At 67.0% G+C, this 12,541-nt stretch carries 23 protein-coding genes; 2 read left to right on the top strand and 21 right to left on the bottom strand.

From position 1 onward, the window contains the following. Position 1 precedes the first annotated feature (1 nt). The 21 genes from J2X65_RS10005 to J2X65_RS09905 all read right to left on the bottom strand — a co-directional run bounded on the left by J2X65_RS10005 (position 2) and on the right by J2X65_RS09905 (position 10,934). Positions 2-223 carry a hypothetical protein gene (locus J2X65_RS10005; protein ID WP_310200765.1) on the bottom strand — a complete coding sequence of 74 codons (222 nt, stop codon included), beginning with the start codon at positions 221-223 and terminating at the stop codon, positions 2-4. A gap of 144 nt (positions 224-367) precedes the next feature. Then, entirely contained in the window at positions 368-628 is a 261-nt protein-coding gene (locus J2X65_RS10000) for a hypothetical protein (protein ID WP_310200764.1), read from the bottom strand. Continuing rightward, entirely contained in the window at positions 625-1,737 is a 1,113-nt protein-coding gene (locus J2X65_RS09995) for a peptidoglycan-binding protein (RefSeq protein ID WP_310200763.1), read from the bottom strand. The genes J2X65_RS10000 and J2X65_RS09995 overlap by 4 nt, the downstream gene beginning before the upstream one ends. Further along, positions 1,730-2,041 (bottom strand): hypothetical protein, encoded by a 312-nt coding sequence (locus tag J2X65_RS09990; RefSeq protein ID WP_310200762.1) that lies wholly within the window; start codon positions 2,039-2,041, stop codon positions 1,730-1,732. Before J2X65_RS09990 ends, J2X65_RS09995 begins: the two co-directional genes overlap by 8 nt. A gap of 82 nt (positions 2,042-2,123) precedes the next feature. Next, positions 2,124-2,564, bottom strand: coding sequence for a hypothetical protein (locus tag J2X65_RS09985; protein WP_310200761.1), 441 nt, complete (start codon positions 2,562-2,564; stop codon positions 2,124-2,126). Continuing rightward, positions 2,561-2,923: a hypothetical protein gene (locus J2X65_RS09980; protein ID WP_310200760.1), complete on the bottom strand. Its 363-nt coding sequence runs from the start codon at positions 2,921-2,923 to the stop codon at positions 2,561-2,563. The genes J2X65_RS09985 and J2X65_RS09980 overlap by 4 nt, the downstream gene beginning before the upstream one ends. Continuing rightward, entirely contained in the window at positions 2,920-3,579 is a 660-nt protein-coding gene (locus J2X65_RS09975; RefSeq protein WP_310200759.1) for a regulatory protein GemA, read from the bottom strand. The genes J2X65_RS09980 and J2X65_RS09975 overlap by 4 nt, the downstream gene beginning before the upstream one ends. Further along, positions 3,576-3,800, bottom strand: a complete 225-nt coding sequence (locus J2X65_RS09970; protein WP_310200758.1) for a hypothetical protein — start codon at positions 3,798-3,800, stop codon at positions 3,576-3,578. The genes J2X65_RS09975 and J2X65_RS09970 overlap by 4 nt, the downstream gene beginning before the upstream one ends. 1 nt (position 3,801) lies before the next feature. Next, complete coding sequence (locus tag J2X65_RS09965) at positions 3,802-4,491, bottom strand: hypothetical protein (protein WP_310200757.1); 690 nt, start codon at positions 4,489-4,491, stop codon at positions 3,802-3,804. Continuing rightward, complete coding sequence (locus J2X65_RS09960; RefSeq protein ID WP_310200756.1) at positions 4,488-4,706, bottom strand: hypothetical protein; 219 nt, start codon at positions 4,704-4,706, stop codon at positions 4,488-4,490. The genes J2X65_RS09965 and J2X65_RS09960 overlap by 4 nt, the downstream gene beginning before the upstream one ends. An 8-nt stretch (positions 4,707-4,714) precedes the next feature. Further along, complete coding sequence (locus tag J2X65_RS09955) at positions 4,715-5,245, bottom strand: host-nuclease inhibitor Gam family protein (protein WP_310200754.1); 531 nt, start codon at positions 5,243-5,245, stop codon at positions 4,715-4,717. After that, on the bottom strand, positions 5,229-5,558 hold the full coding sequence (locus J2X65_RS09950) for a hypothetical protein (protein ID WP_310200753.1): 330 nt from the start codon (positions 5,556-5,558) through the stop codon (positions 5,229-5,231). The genes J2X65_RS09955 and J2X65_RS09950 overlap by 17 nt, the downstream gene beginning before the upstream one ends. Beyond that, positions 5,548-5,901 (bottom strand): hypothetical protein, encoded by a 354-nt coding sequence (locus J2X65_RS09945; protein ID WP_310200752.1) that lies wholly within the window; start codon positions 5,899-5,901, stop codon positions 5,548-5,550. The genes J2X65_RS09950 and J2X65_RS09945 overlap by 11 nt, the downstream gene beginning before the upstream one ends. Further along, positions 5,898-6,479: a hypothetical protein gene (locus tag J2X65_RS09940; protein ID WP_310200751.1), complete on the bottom strand. Its 582-nt coding sequence runs from the start codon at positions 6,477-6,479 to the stop codon at positions 5,898-5,900. Before J2X65_RS09940 ends, J2X65_RS09945 begins: the two co-directional genes overlap by 4 nt. Beyond that, the gene (locus J2X65_RS09935; protein ID WP_310200750.1) at positions 6,479-7,255 is read right to left on the bottom strand and encodes an ATP-binding protein; all 777 of its coding nucleotides are present in this window, start codon (positions 7,253-7,255) and stop codon (positions 6,479-6,481) included. The genes J2X65_RS09940 and J2X65_RS09935 overlap by 1 nt, the downstream gene beginning before the upstream one ends. 25 nt (positions 7,256-7,280) lie before the next feature. Further along, positions 7,281-9,362 carry a Mu transposase C-terminal domain-containing protein gene (locus tag J2X65_RS09930; protein WP_310200749.1) on the bottom strand — a complete coding sequence of 694 codons (2,082 nt, stop codon included), beginning with the start codon at positions 9,360-9,362 and terminating at the stop codon, positions 7,281-7,283. Continuing rightward, entirely contained in the window at positions 9,359-9,826 is a 468-nt protein-coding gene (locus tag J2X65_RS09925; protein ID WP_310200748.1) for a hypothetical protein, read from the bottom strand. The genes J2X65_RS09930 and J2X65_RS09925 overlap by 4 nt, the downstream gene beginning before the upstream one ends. After that, on the bottom strand, positions 9,823-10,050 hold the full coding sequence (locus tag J2X65_RS09920; RefSeq protein WP_310200747.1) for a hypothetical protein: 228 nt from the start codon (positions 10,048-10,050) through the stop codon (positions 9,823-9,825). The genes J2X65_RS09925 and J2X65_RS09920 overlap by 4 nt, the downstream gene beginning before the upstream one ends. Before the next feature lie 189 nt (positions 10,051-10,239). Then, on the bottom strand, positions 10,240-10,518 hold the full coding sequence (locus tag J2X65_RS09915) for a hypothetical protein (RefSeq protein WP_310200746.1): 279 nt from the start codon (positions 10,516-10,518) through the stop codon (positions 10,240-10,242). Between the two features lie 4 nt (positions 10,519-10,522). Continuing rightward, a complete protein-coding gene (locus J2X65_RS09910; RefSeq protein WP_310200745.1) occupies positions 10,523-10,660 on the bottom strand; it encodes a hypothetical protein in 138 nt (45 codons plus the stop codon). A 1-nt stretch (position 10,661) separates the two neighbouring features. Further along, a complete protein-coding gene (locus tag J2X65_RS09905; RefSeq protein WP_310200744.1) occupies positions 10,662-10,934 on the bottom strand; it encodes a helix-turn-helix domain-containing protein in 273 nt (90 codons plus the stop codon). A gap of 265 nt (positions 10,935-11,199) precedes the next feature. Between J2X65_RS09905 and J2X65_RS09900 the strand changes: the two genes are divergently transcribed. Together J2X65_RS09900 and J2X65_RS09895 are read left to right on the top strand one after the other, a co-directional pair. Next, entirely contained in the window at positions 11,200-11,667 is a 468-nt protein-coding gene (locus J2X65_RS09900; RefSeq protein ID WP_310200743.1) for a helix-turn-helix transcriptional regulator, read from the top strand. A gap of 86 nt (positions 11,668-11,753) precedes the next feature. After that, on the top strand, positions 11,754-12,311 hold the full coding sequence (locus J2X65_RS09895) for a hypothetical protein (RefSeq protein WP_310200742.1): 558 nt from the start codon (positions 11,754-11,756) through the stop codon (positions 12,309-12,311). The last annotated feature ends 230 nt before the right edge of the window (positions 12,312-12,541 follow it).

Raw genomic sequence — 12,541 nt, 5'->3', positions numbered from 1 at the left:
GTCACGCCTTGCCGGTCAGCTTGGCCGAAATGAGCGCGATGCCAGCCGAGACCACCGCGCCGGCAACGGTGCCGTAGGTCGCGCTGGTCTTCTCGATGGCGCCGAGCCGCTCGTCCTGGCGATCAAGTTTCTTGTCGATCTTCTCCAGGAGATCGTTCTGGTGTCCCTGCGTGGTCTCGATGCGGGCGAGACGCTCGTGCAGCCGGTTGATTTCGTCGCTCATGTCGGGTCTCAACGGTTGGGCGGCTGCCAGCAGCCGAGCTTTTCGCCGTATTCGTCGTGAGCCACGATCTGACGGGCGAGCTGGGGGGAAATGGTCTCGACGTCCCGCGCGGCCGGCTCGATACGCTGCCAACCGTCGCAGGGATCAGAGGGCCGGCTTGTCGTCGCGCATCCAGCGACGCAGGCGCTGGCGAGCAGCGTCATCGCCAAGGCTCGAAATCTCATGGTCGGTCTCCTGGCGCGTGCGCAGGTTGTCGAGGGACTGGGCGTCCTGCCGGGCACGCTCCTGGGAGCGGCCGGCAGCGACCAGGCTGGCGGCGAGCGCCCACGCCGCAAGGGCGAGGCCACCGATCCAGAGGATGGACTGCCCGATGCGGGTGGTGGTGAGCAGCGCCACGATGTTCATGCCGGCACCGCGGGCCTGGCCGGCCAGATGGCCGGGAGCACATAGGTGCGGATGACGCCGATGGCGATGACGGCGACGCCGGCGACCGTCAGGCCGGCGGCACCCCAAGCGATCCAGTCGGACAGCTCGGCATAGGCGTGCAGCACGCCGGCCTGATCGATCAGGCGCTGCCCGCCCTCGGCAAGGGCGGCGATGCCGAGGCCGGTGGCGGTCGGCGCCGCCATGCCCGGCTTGTCCGCCACCACGGCCGAGCCGATCGCCGGCGCCGTACCCTTCAGCCGGGCGCGGATGGCCTCCTCGGTAATCGGGCCGGCGATGCCGTCCGCACGCAGGCCGTTCGCCTTCTGGAAGGCGGTGACGGCCTCGGCGGTCTTCGGACCGTAGCGGCCGTCGACCTTCAGCGGGTAGCCGAGCTGTACAAGCTGCTGCTGGAGGATGCGGGTCGATTCGGCCGGCTGGGCCGCCTTCCACGATTCCGCCGGGGCGTCCGCCTTGCGCAGCAGCGGCCAAAGGCGATTGAACCAGGCCACGCGCTCGTCATAGCCGTTGTACCCACCATTCACCCGGCGGGTGATCTCGCGGATATTGTTGGTGTCGGCGAGCGGGTTGCATCCGCGGTCGCGCCAGTGATCGAGCGCCGGCTGGAGGCAATATTCCGTCTCGATCAGCTCGGGCGCGGCGTCGAGGCCGGCGCGCTCATAGGCGGCGCGCCCAGTGGTGTGCAGGCCACCGCCGCCACGAAAGCGCCAACCGTCGCCCGGTTTGGTGTTGCCGAGTTCCGCCGCCTTCTTCGGGTTGCCAAGGCCGTAGACACGCTCGAAGAGCGCGCGCTGGTCGCCGGCGAGCTTCTTGGCCTCGGCCGGCGTGACGGCGGCGGAGTGCTTGCCGACGCCGAACACCTCGACGATGCGGGCGGCGCGGTAGTTGCCGCTCTCGCGCAGCGCCGTGAAACCGTTGGTCTCGACGGCAACCTGCGCCATGAAATGCGCCAGGCGCAGCGGAGTGTTGAGGCCGGCCTTTTCGAGCGCGGCGGTGCGGCCGAAGGCGGCGACGAGCGCCGGCGCTGCGTGCGGGGCCAGCTTGCGGAGGGTGGCGACGGCATCAGCCATGACGCAGCACTCCCACGATGCCGCGCACCGAGGCGCCGATCACGACGAGCGCGAGCAGCAGGCCGGTAAGCGCGATGGGGTTGGCCGCGAGAACGCCGGCGCCGGGCCATGCCTGGCTGATGACCCAGCCCGCCAGATAGACCGCCCACCAGATGGCGAGATAGACGGCGAACAGCACGCCGGCGAGCAGCCCGCCGGACTTGCGGTCGGTATCTTCCGCGCGGAGGTGCGGTCGGAGGGAGATGACGAGGCAGAAAAGGGTGGCGAGGATCGCGTAGATGAGCGAGGCGAGCACGGATGACATGGCACGGCTCCGATTTGGGTTCGGAGCCGAAAGTGCCGTGCCCTATGGGCCGGTCACACGGGAGGAGTTCCCTAGCCGCGCACTATCGCAGCAAGTCTTCGATGTCGATTTGCCGGGGGTCGCTGGGCCGCCGGCGACCCCCGGCCTTCTGCACCATCGGCGAGCGCGAGAGCAACTCGCTGACGGCTCGTTGGGTGCACCGGAGCTGGCGGGCGATGTCACGCTGCGCCCATCCTTCAGCATGAAGCTGGCGGATGACACTCTGCCGGCCGGCCGCCGTCAAGAGCGAGCGCGGCACGTCCATGGAGCTGTTGCCGAACGCCGATACGAGCCGGCGCGACATGTCCTCGCCGAGGACGGAAGCAAGATGATGCTTCGCGTGCCAGGTGCCGGGCACCCAAATCCGGCCGCCGGCATATTCGCGCACGAGCGCCTCGGCGACGTCCATGCCGCAATATTCGACGACCTCGCGCAGGGTCTTCGGCATGTGTTCCGGGCTGAGGGTGAAGCGGGATTTGCTCACGGCCGCTCCTCCTTCCAAGCTGCCTCAAGAGCCGCCCACAGTGCCCTTTCAGCAGCTCGCGCCCTTTCATAGGCACGCTGTGCACGCCCGTAAGCATCCTGGGCGTCAAGGTGCGCCTTCTCACACGCCAGCTTGCGGCGAGCCGGCCCATTTAGCGACGCGAGCCACTCCTGCATCGCCAAGTCTTCGACCTTTCCCGCCTCAATCTGACGTTCGCCCAGCTCCGCGGCTTTCGCCGACTGGCTTTCATGTCGGATCCAGAGCAAATCGGTTTGGCGGGTCGCGACGAACGGCAGGCATCGCCGGATCCACGTCAGCAGCTCGTCGCGCGACAGGTCTTCGAGGGTGAGCTTTTTCATGCACCGGCTCCCTTCTTCAGGGCGGTGCGGAGCCAGCGGCCTAGCCGGTCAATCAGCCGGTCCCAGTTCTCTTCCCGAAAGTCGCCGAGCGTCGACGGGCCGAGGCGGCGTCGATAGGCGAAATAGGCGAGGTCGGATTCATCAGGCATGCGGCCATGCTCCGGCGGCCATGCGCCGATCGCGACCAGCTTGCGGAACTGGGCAAGCGCGACGGCCTTCTTGGCGCCCGCGATGTCGCCGCGATCGGCGGGCCATTCGATGCCGGCCGCGCGGGCGATCCATGCCTTGAGTCCCTCGATGGCGGGGCGGGCATCTTCCGGCTCCGTCAGAAACCGGGTGTGATCCACCTTCGTCTGACGTTGCACGAAGGCGATCAGGGCGCGATCGGACGGGTTTTGCACGATGCCGAGCTGCCATCCGTCGAGCCAAAGGGCTTTCAGCTTGCCGGCGAAGCGGCCGGTGGCCTGTCCGGCAGGCGTGTCGCCGGTCGACTGGCGAAGATGCTTCACCACGGTTTCGGCTTCGCTCCAGGTGAGCGCCTTGGCCGAGCGCTTGCCGGTGAGGCGCACGAGAAGCGCGCGATAGTCATCCTCGCCCAGGCCGACCCGCCCCTTGAGCGTGTGAATGGTCTTGATCTGGCTGGCGGACACGGTCATTGCGCTGCCTTTCGGCTGTAGTCGATTTCGGCGACCAGAATGTCGCGAGTGAGGGCGGCGAGTTCGGCCTCGGCTTGGAGGCGGCGGCGGCTTCGGGGTGCCATGACGCTCATGCGCCGGCGCAGCTCGTCGCGCTGGCGGGCGATCTCGGCGATGCGCCGGCTCGCATCCCAGGCGAGCAGCGGAACGACGGCGGATGCGACGGCGTGAGCGCGTGCCATCTCAACAGTCCTCGGGTTCGGCCTCGATCTCGAAAAGGGGGAGCGCGGCCGGCTTGCACCAGCGGCGGATATCGTCGGGATGGCTGAGCAGCTCGCGCTGTCCGGGCGGGATCCACATGGACGGGCGCGGTTCCGCGCCGCGCACCCAGCACACCCAGCAATAGTCCGTGGCGGTGGAGCCATCGGGCTCCCAGCGCCCACGGTGCATAGGCACCCGCTCGACGTAATAGGCGATCATGAAGGGCGGGTGCTGGCAGAACAGCTCGTAGCGCTCGATGGTGTGCAGCCAGCCCGTCCGCACGAGCACCGCCGCGCCACGCGCGGCCTGCGCCAGCGCCTGATAGACGAACGCAACGGCGAGATTGAAGGGCGGGTTGGTGAAGATCCAATCCGCCTGCACGCCGGCGTCTTGAGCAAGGAAGTCCTCGACGTCACCATAGCCGTAAGGGTGGATGTCGGAGGCGCTGACGCTGGCGAAGCTCTCGCGCAGCGGCTCGGCCATGTGCCCTTCGCCGCAGGCCGGATCCCAAACGGTTTCGCAATCGCCGAGCACGCCGAGCACCGGAAGCGCCACATGCCGGACAAACGCCCGCGTCGCCCAGGGCGGCGTGGGAAAGAAGTCGAGACTGTCGGCCGGCTCCTGCCGGCTCGACATGAGGGCACGTGCACCGAAGGGGAGCATGGCGGTCATCGATCAACGCCGCCTCGGCATTCCAGAGCACGCTGAGCCGCCGCTCTATCGACGAACACCCGATCGGCTTCGACATGGGTGCCAAGTTTGTCGCCAAGCAGATGGACGCGGACGCAGGGGGCGCCGTTGAACTTCTTGCGCGGGCCGAAGAGCGCCGCCTGGCGGATCCGCCGGGCGTCGATGACGAAGACCTTGGGGAGCGGGGCGCGGGCCATCGGTGCCCTCACGCCTGAGTGCCGGAGACGTCGACCTCGAAGGGCTCGACGATGAATTCCTCGCCGGCCGAGCCGACCGTCACGCCGGCGACGGTGCGGGCCTTCTCCGGCTCCTTGAGCATCGCCTCCTTGTCGACTTCCTCTTTGACCCGGAGGAATTTCTTGCCGAAGCCGAGTTTCTTGATGCTGGCGATGACGTCCTCGACCTTGCGGAGCGAGACCTTGGGCGGCAGGTTGCGCCAGGAGATGGCGCCGGTGACGAGGTTGGCGGACTTGGTCTTGCCGCCGTTGGTGAGGGCGGCGCGGTTCGCCTCGGCGAACACCTTCAGCCCTTCGGTGAGCGCCGTTACACGCTCCTGGAGCGGCAGCACCTTCTGGGCGGCTTCCTCGGCGATGACGGCGATGCGATCGTTGGCGTCGGCGTTGATGCGCCCGATCTCGCGATTGGTCTCGCCGATGTCGCGGACGGCCGTGGCCGCCTCGTCGACCGACTGCGGCACCGGCAGATTGACGCCGAGCGTCTTAGCCTTCTTGGCCATTGGCATCCTCCTTCTCGGTGATGAAGCCGAGGGTCAGCAGCAGACCGGCGAGGGATGTTTCGTGCTGCTGGAATTCCGCGTCGGCGGCCTTCTCGGCCGCGAAGTCGGGCGCGTTATCCAGCCGGTCGCCGGCAGCGAGGTAGTCGGCGGCCTCGGTGGCGACGAGATTGAGCGCCAGCACCACGCGCGACATATTCGTCATGTCGTCGATCGACATGTTTGTGAGAAAGCGGCGGTTGGTGGTGCCGAGCTGCGCGACCTTGATGGCGCGCGCGATGCTCTGGCCGTCGACGGCCGGTCGTTCATCCGCCATTGCGGACCTCCGATGCGTTGGGGTTGAGAGGGCAAGTCCGGCACGCCTGCCATTGCTTGATGGCGTCGCGGCTGGTGTCGGTGAACGGACGCTCGCGGGTTTCGCGGCAGCGTGCGGTCGGGATGTCCTGGCCGAGATGCGGACAGGCGACGTGATCGGCGAAGATCTCGACGATGCGGGCGGCGAGCTGCCGGACGTCGCCGGGGTAGTGCCCGGCCAGCGCCATGGAGACCGACGAGCGGGCGTAATCGAGCTTCGCCGCCACGGCGGTGATCGAACCGAGGCGCTGGCGTGCTTCCTCCAAGAGGCTGCGGCAGCGCGGATCGAGCTGGGGATAGGTCATTTCCGGCAAGGGAAATCCTCCCCGGTGTTCGCGTCGTGCATGACGCCGCGCGTCTCACGGAAGGCGGGTGCCAGCTCCCCGGTGTTGCGCGTGAGGCGGAAGACCTTCTGCGGCGTGCGCGTCAGACCCGATCCGGGCACACGGTCGGGCAGCACGATCAGATAGCCGGCGCGCACCAGCAGCATCACGAAGGTGCGTAGGTTCGACGCTGCGTCGCCGTCATCCGGGCGGGCCGCCAACATGAGGATGTCGGCCTGCACGAAGCGCGACTGCAGCCGCATCGCCGCCCAGGCGCGTTGCCGGAAATTCTCGGTCTTCGGCCGGCGAACCTTGTCGCGCGGTCCCTTGCGGCCGCTCTTGAGCGGCGCGCCGGACGCCAGGAATGACAAGCCGCTTTCGGTCAGCTGATAGGCGCCGTCTTCGTCGCGCTCGACGTAGGCTCGGCCGACCAGCCGGGAGAGCGGTCGCAGAACGCCCTTCCGGTCGATGGGAAGGTGCGCCACGAGCGAGTCCACCGTCCGAATTCCCCGGCCGATGGCGCCCATGATGGCGATCTGGTGGGTGGCCTCGCCCGCCATCACACGGTCTCCGGCACGATGATGGGCTGGCCAGTGGCGCGGTTGGCGCCGAGGATCTGGCCGCGCAGGGCGCGCAGCGTGACCGGATTGTCCGGGCCGTTGCCGTTGCGCCGGCCGAAGCGCTCGATGATGGCGATGCTTTCCTTGATCTCGCGGGAGAAGCCGCCGGAGATCTGGTGCACGAAGCTGGCGAGGTCGGCATCCACCGGCACCTCGCTAAGCTCGGCGATGAGCTTGGTGACGTCGGCCAGCGAGGCCGGCTGGAATTCGACCCGCTGTCCGGGGCCGACACGGGAGGAAATCTGCGGGTAGGCCGTGAGGTTGTGGCGGATGCGGCCCATGCCGACGAGGATGGTGACGAGGTCCATGCTGTCGGACAGGTCGCGGATGGTCTCCATGATCCGCTGCGAGCGGGAGAAGTGGTCGGCCTCGTCGAGCACCAGCGCGAAGGTGCGCTTTTCTACCGCAAAGGTGCTCTGGCGGACGGCGAGGGCTTCGGTGGCGCGCTGGAAGCGGGCCTTGAAGCTGTGCGGCGGCGACACGTTGAGGGCGGACAGGAGGTCGTCGAGAAACCAGCCGGCCGTCCATTCGCGCTTGGCGCGCAGGAAGATGGCCGAGTTCTGCACTGCCCAGCGGTTTACGGTGGTGGTCTTGCCGAGGCCGGGCAGGCCGTCCACCACCATGAGGCAGCTCTCTGCGGCGCCGCGGCGTTCCATGGCCTTCAGGGCGCCGTGGAAACGGCCGAAATTCTCGGTTTCAACGAAGACTTTGCGCATGGTTTTTGTGCGTTCCTTGAGTGTGTTAGGCGGCTTCGCGCATGAGGTCCCGCAGCGCGTCGAGATCGATGCCCGCCAGACGCAACTCTTCTCGGGCCGCCGTTGAGCCGAGGAGTTCTGAGCGGACGAAGGCGATGTCCTGCTCGGTGGCCGAGCCGGGATTGGTGAGGAGCCAGCGGGCGAACTGGACGTCGTCCTGGAAGATCGGCCGTGCGCTCGACGGCGCCTCGACGCGCACCGGGACCATGTCCCGTTCGTCGTCGATCGAGAGCGGGTAAGGCAGGTCGAGATGGTCAATCGGCGCCGGCCCTTCGAGCAGCAGCGTCGGGCGCAGTTCCTGATCGACGATGTCCATGTGGCCCTGGAGCCGGCGCCGACGGGCGGCGGCGCGCTTCTCCAGCGCCGCCTGCTCGGCCGAGAGCGGCACATAGCGGGTCTTGTGGCCTTCGAAGGCAGCGACGGCGAGCAGCGGGCCGGGCTGGCGGTCTCCGTTGGCGTCGACGTTGATCGAACGCACCCACACGCGCGCAGCGTCGTGAATGTCGTAGGCCACGATGACGTCCTCGCCCTCGACCGCCTCCAACTCGGGGGCGAAGTAGGAATTGCCGAGCCATTCGATGAGGGCGCGCCGTGCCCGCCGGATGACCCAAGGCCGGAACAGGTCTTCGCTCTCGCCGGGTGTCACGAGGATGGCCTCGAAACCCCTCGCGAACGCGGCCTCCCAGGCCTCGGCCGGAGACATGTGCCGCCGACCGCCGGTGACGGGGTCGACGGTGCGCGGAAGGCCACGGTGCGGCCGGTCGTTATAGGCGTCGATCGCGGCCCGGCAGGCGACGAGGAAATCTTCCCAGGAGGGCAGCAGGCGGGACGTGCCGCTGACCGCCAGTTCCCGCCGCGTCGCGTGGTGCGCCGCCTTCTTGGCCTCGCGATCCATGTCGCGGGAGATGTAGGTGGCGAAGTCGCGGGCGAGGTGCGACCACTCGTGATTGAGGCGCTCGACGATGCCCTTGGCCTGGGAGTTGTACGGCAGGGCGCGCATCGGCGTGATGCCGAGACGGCCGAGCAGGCCGGTCATCGGAGCGTCCATGGCATCGTTGACGTAGCCGGGGCCGCGATCGGTGTAGAAGATGGCCGGGATGCCGGAATGGACGCAGGCCACCCGCAGCGCGTCCGTCACCGCGACGGCGGATTCGTCGAGCGCTGCCGAGAAGCCGACAATGCGCCGTGTGTGCGCGTCCACGATGGTCGTTAGTTCCGGCCGGAACGGCTGGCCGTGGATCGGATGAGCAATCTCGGCGTCGAAGGTCTTGCCGTCCGCCAGATACACGGACGTGGGCAGCAGGTCGGAGGCGTCGCGGGCCGTGTACGCCTGACGGGCTTTCAACGCCTGCGCGCCCTCACGGCCGCGCATGCGGTCGATGACGCCAAGCTTGTCGAGCGCGCGTCGTACCTGCTGGTAGGAGGGCAACTCGGCGCCGGGGGTGTCCTTGCTCCAGCTCGTGAGCGCCCGGGCAATCGTCGGCTTCTGAGGCCGGGCGTAGTAGGGCAGGAACTCGCCGAACCATTTCGGCAAGTCCTGCGCCGTCTTGGTCGGGATCGGCGCGAGAGCGGCGATGCCGCCCGCCGTCCGTGCCGAGCGCCACTGGAACAGGATGCGTTCCTTGACGCGCGGCTCGCCGCCGCTGCGATCATTGGCTACGGCGACCGCGGCCGACAGCGTCGCGTCGAGCCGGCCGGCGGCGCTGTCATCCACCAGCGACCGGACCGCGGCCGTGATGGACAGCCCGCCGAACGCCGCGCGCCGGTCGATTTCGAGCAGGAGGGCAGCGCGGGCTTCCATCACCTGGCGCTGGCGGGCCGTAAGAGTGGTGGTGTTGATCGTGGCGATCTGACGGGTGGTTTCGGCGGTCTTGGTCGAGACAATGGCCTGCGCGTCGATGCGGCTGCGCACTTCGGGCGGCAGCGTGTCCCTGGAATAAAGGCGCTTCCGGCCTCCCTTCACGCGAACTTCGCGGTAAGGCCAATTGCCTTCCTTCGCCCGGCGCTCGGCCGAACGCTTCTCGACGTTCAAGGCGGCGGCGATATCGGCGATGCCGAGGTCGGTCATGCCCGCCCCTTCAGCCAGTCGCGGCGAGCGTCGCGGCGTTCCTTCTCAAGCCGCTCGATCCGTTCGGTGGCCATGGCCTCGCGAATGGCGCCGAGATAGCGCTGCTCGACCACGACGTGGCCGAGCGGCTCGGCCGCGAGCTGAAGCAACCGGGCGTCGCCGGTCACGACGGCGAGGGCGATCATGCGAATGAAGCTAATCGTGTGCTCGTTCTTCGCCTGCGAGGCGTAGTTGTCGAGCATGCCGCGCGTCACGGTTTCATCGTCGCCGAGCCATTCCGACATAGCGGTGGCGACCTCGTCGCGAGGCGTCTCGCAGCTTTCGAGCGCGGCGGCGACAGCCTTGGCGACGCGAACCCGCCAGGACACGGCGCGGACAGAAAGCTCCTCGAAGCGTTCGACGACGACGGGAGGCGTCCAGTCGGTGAAAAGATCGAGGGTGGAAGTGTCGCGGCGGCGGCTCATTTGCTGCCTCCTGCCAGTTCCGGGCAGCGCTGCCGGATCATCGCTTCGTGGCGCTCCAGCCACCGGAGCGTGCGCAAAGCGGCCTCGAAACGATCGGTGCGGTACTGCGCGAGCGACATGCCGAGCTGACGCCGGGCGACGCGCTGGTCAAACTGGACCTTCCGCTCGTCGCGTGTGGTCTCCAGCTCTTCGATCTGCTGGCCGATGGAGAGGCGACGCGCCATGTCAGCGGCCCTCCTCGGAAAAGGGAGCCGGGCGGGCGCGGAACTGCCACGCCCGGCTCAGTTGTCCTGGGAGGATGCGGGTAGCCCCGCGGCCCCACCACTGGCGCAGGTGGCGCGCTTCACCGACGCGGACGTTGCGGGTCGTTGCATCGGCGAAAGGGGAAAGGATCGAGGCGGTCATCGCGTGCATCACCGGCCCTCGTTCGGCGAGGAGAACGGCAGAACCTGCCAGAGCCCGACATCGGTGATGGCGCGGGGCAGCGGGCAGGTATTGAGCCACAGCGCCACCGAATGGGCGGTCAGCACGTCATCGAGGACGAGCACGCTATGCCGGCTGGCGGCGGTGCCGAGATAGGCGAGGGCGCCGCGGCCGTCGTCGGCGAGCAGGCAAGCATGGGTGCCGGTCCAATACTCGCAGCCGGATGCGACGTTGGCGGCGGTGCGGCAGATGACAAAGCGTTCCTTCATCGCCTTACCCTCGCGGCAGGCCGATCGCGGACAGCACGGCCGCGATGGCGAGAGTGATGGCGGCGATCAGCACCAAGTTAGTGATGAGCCGGGCGCGTGCGTCGGTGAGACGGAAGCGGCGCAGGGACGGGGCGAAGGGCATGTCAGGCGGCCCCCTTCTTTTCGACATGGTGCGAGGTGGCAAAGCGGGTATTCTTCGCCCTGTGCAGCGCCGCCCGTTCCTTCGGGATTCGCTCGCCGGTGGGGGACCAGTGCTCGGGGAAAAGCTCCTCCGGCTCGACGCCCAGCTGGTCGGCGAGGGCGCGCTCGATCGGGATGGACGGCCGGCCGGCAGCGGTTTGCTGTACCGCCTGAGACGACACCTCGATCCGGCGCGCCAGCTCCAGCCAGGAGAGCCCGCGCAGGCGGAGCTGCATACGGATCCACTCCCGCCGTTCGGCGGGATTTTTTGGGATGTCAGAGGTTGTCTTTACGATTGGCATGGGAAGGAAATTGTTACGCCAAATATGGCGTGTCAAGCCACTCCTGTCGTGTCGCGCTTGAGGATCGGCGCGTCTCGCATTCCATTTGTGCCATTTGTGGCGTTATGTCGTTGGAGGGTTTCGCGAATTCTCTTTGCGCGACGTGTCGCTCTTTGGCGTTTGATTTCGTCGCTCTTTGGAGCGGAGAGGTGCGACGGCCATGAGTTTCGGCGCGCGCCTTGAGGAATTCCGCGAATCACTCGGCATGACGCAGGAGCAAATGGCCGAAGCCACATCCACGTCGCTGCGGACGTACAGCCGATATGTCTCGGACGCCAGCACGCCAAATGTGGCCTACTTGGAGCGCCTCATTGCTCTCGGATGCGACGTCTCGTGGCTGCTGACGGGGTCGGGCGAGATGCGCCGCCGCACTGACCCATGGGCGCGCTTCACGCCCGATGCTGAACTTATGGGCCGCATCACCGAAGTGATCGCCAAGACCTATCGGGAAGCGAACATCCCATTGTCCATGGTGGATCTTGGTCGCCTAAGTGCCGAAAAATTCAATGAAATCTATGCCGCAACGGAAGACGTCGAGGAGCGCCACGTCATGGTAAAGCTCGTTGGGTCGCAGCTTCGGAAGGACCTGCTGACCGCCGAGCCCGGCAGCGGCAAACGTTCGGCCTAAGGCTGGTTCTGGCTGGGCTAGCGGCGCACATAGGTGCTGAGATACTTCTAAAATGTTTATAATTGTGCACGCTTTTGGAGTTCGAAATGTCACCGCTCAACTGGAGCGTGTCGGTACTGGCCGTGGTTGTCGCGGTTTCCGCTCCGCTTCCTGCGATGGCTCAAGTCCAAGAACTTGGTGTCATGGGAGCGGACGGCGTCATCCGTTCCGAGGCGGAGGCTGAAGCCCTGGCCGCCGCTCGGGCGCCGGTCGAAGATCCCATTCTGCCGCGCATCCTCCTGAAGTCACAAAAGGAAGTCGCCGCCGTCCTTGGCAAGCCGGAGCGTTGCTCGAAGGTGAAGTGGGGTGATGAATGCTTCTACCGGAATGGTCAGGTGAAGATCATCTATATTAAGGGCAAGGCCGACTGGATCACCTACAATGACCCTCCCGGCGTCGGGTTCTATCCGGTGGCGCTAACCTATCTCGGCGTCAAATGTCCGATGGACCTCGATAAAATCAGCTTCGGCGGCGGGCTGTACACGTGGAACGGGACGTGCCCCGGCCTTCACACGGCTGTCCTAGTGCCTGGCGCCGGACAGGCACCCAACGATCCCGACAATCGCCGTCTCGGCTACGTCTACATTAAGGCCCTGACGCCATAATGAGCCGCTACGGCACTAGGTTTCGGGTCAATCTGCCCCAATTCATGTGACCGCCTCCGACCCCTTCATGACGTACGCGAACTCCGCCACTCAGTTTCAAAAACGGAGAACAGCGTTGATGCAGGGGTACTGCACTAAGAGCGCCTAACAAAACCTCGTGCGGGCCCTGAAAGCGATGATGGCGGCGGCGATTGTGAGGAAAGCGCGATAGAGGTCGGCGTGGCGTTCGT

It is taken from the genome of Ancylobacter sp. 3268 (assembly GCF_031456575.1).
Taxonomy (GTDB): Bacteria; Pseudomonadota; Alphaproteobacteria; order Rhizobiales; family Xanthobacteraceae; genus Ancylobacter.
This window is presented reverse-complemented; position numbering and strand designations above follow the sequence as displayed.